A 1,483-nucleotide genomic window follows, 5' to 3' on the forward strand; every position below is an offset into this window, starting at 1 on the left:
CGAGGCGGCGCCCCGCCCTCATGCCCGCACCCGCAGGGCGACGCACAGCCGGTCCACCGCCATCGCGGCGCCGCCGGCATGCTCGGCCAGACCGGCGGACACCGCCGCGGTGACGCTGGCGGCGGACAGATCGTCCAGATTGCCCAGGATGCCGGTCAGCCGCGCCCGCCCGAACGGCACGCCGAAGCGGTTCTCCCCGTCCAGCAGCCCGCCGTTGCACAGCACCAGCGTGGAGGGAACCGGCAGGTCGAGCGCCGTTTCCACCGCCGTCATCGCGGGATCGAGGCCAAGCGGCGGGTTGGCGGCCACCGGCAGATCCACCACGTCGCCGAAACGCCGCAGCAGGAAGGGCTCCGGAACGCCCGCCGCGGCGAAGACCAGCCGGCGGGAGCGCGGCGCGACGATCCCCATCGCCAGCCCGATCGACAGCCCGGCGGCGTTGTCCGCCGCCAGCAGCCGGTTCGCCCCGGTCAGGCAGGCCGCCGGTCCCAGACCGGCCGCCGCCAGCGTCCGCAGGGCGGCACGCGCCGTCACCGTCATGAACCCCGCGGCCAGCCCGCCGCCCGACACCTGCCCCAGCAACACCGCCAGCGCCCCGTCCGCCGTCCGGAAGAAGTCGTAGAAGCTGCCGTCGAATTCCGCCGCCGGGCGCATCAGGCCGGACGCCTCCAGATCGGGGGCGCCGGTCAGGTCGGACGGCAGGATCGCCGCCTGCATGCGCCGGGCGATCTCGAACTGCTTCTGAAGCTCCAGAAGCTCCGTCCGGGTGTCCAGGGCGCCCTGGAGCTGCCGGACCATGGCGTCGAGCGCGGCGTGCTGGTCGCGCACCCGCTCCGCCATCACCTCGAAGGCGACGGCCAGCGCGCCGGGATCGTCGGTGCGCCCGCCGGGGGTCTTGCCTTCCGACGCCGCCTCGATGCGGGCGAGGTCGGCCAGAAGCTCCCGCCGGCCCTGCTCGGGCAGGGTTTCGGACAGGCGGTGCATCTGGCGGCGGATGAACGCCTGCTGGCGCAGCCAGTGGCGGGCGCGCCGCTCCTCCGCGTCGCGGAGCGCGCGGCTGCGGCTGCGGAACACCTCGACCGTGCGGGCGAGCTGCCCGGCCTCGTCGGCGCGCTCCGCCCCCAGCACGGCGACGCCGGTGTCCCCCGCGGCCAGAGCCGACAGGGCGGACATGGAGGCGTAGACGGGGGTGAAGACGCGCCGGAAATACCAGTCCAGCCCCAGCGTGCCCGCCACCAGGACCGTCAGCACCAGCAGGATCGCGGAGCTGTCCAGCAGGCTGTCGGCCATGGCGGCCAGCGTGGTCTCGCGCGCGGTGACGAGGTACAGCGCGCCGTCCCCCTCCGTCCCGGCCACCTTGGGCAGGCGCAGCTTGCGCACGCCGTAGCTGCGGGCGCCGATGGCCGCCCGCACCTCCTCGCCGCGCTCCGCGACGGGGCGCACGTCGGCCCAGGCCAGCGACCCGGCGTGGCCGTACAGCGCG

General features: G+C 75.6%; 1 protein-coding gene. It reads right to left on the reverse strand.

Annotated elements, in window-relative coordinates; genetic code table 11:
- Nucleotides 1-18: 18 nt before the first annotated feature.
- Nucleotides 19-1,483: PP2C family protein-serine/threonine phosphatase (locus QSG27_RS28895; RefSeq protein ID WP_306712291.1), on the reverse strand; the 1,465-nt coding region annotated here is incomplete at its 5' end.

Source organism: Azospirillum isscasi (genome assembly GCF_030849505.1).
Taxonomy (GTDB): Bacteria; Pseudomonadota; Alphaproteobacteria; order Azospirillales; family Azospirillaceae; genus Azospirillum; species Azospirillum isscasi.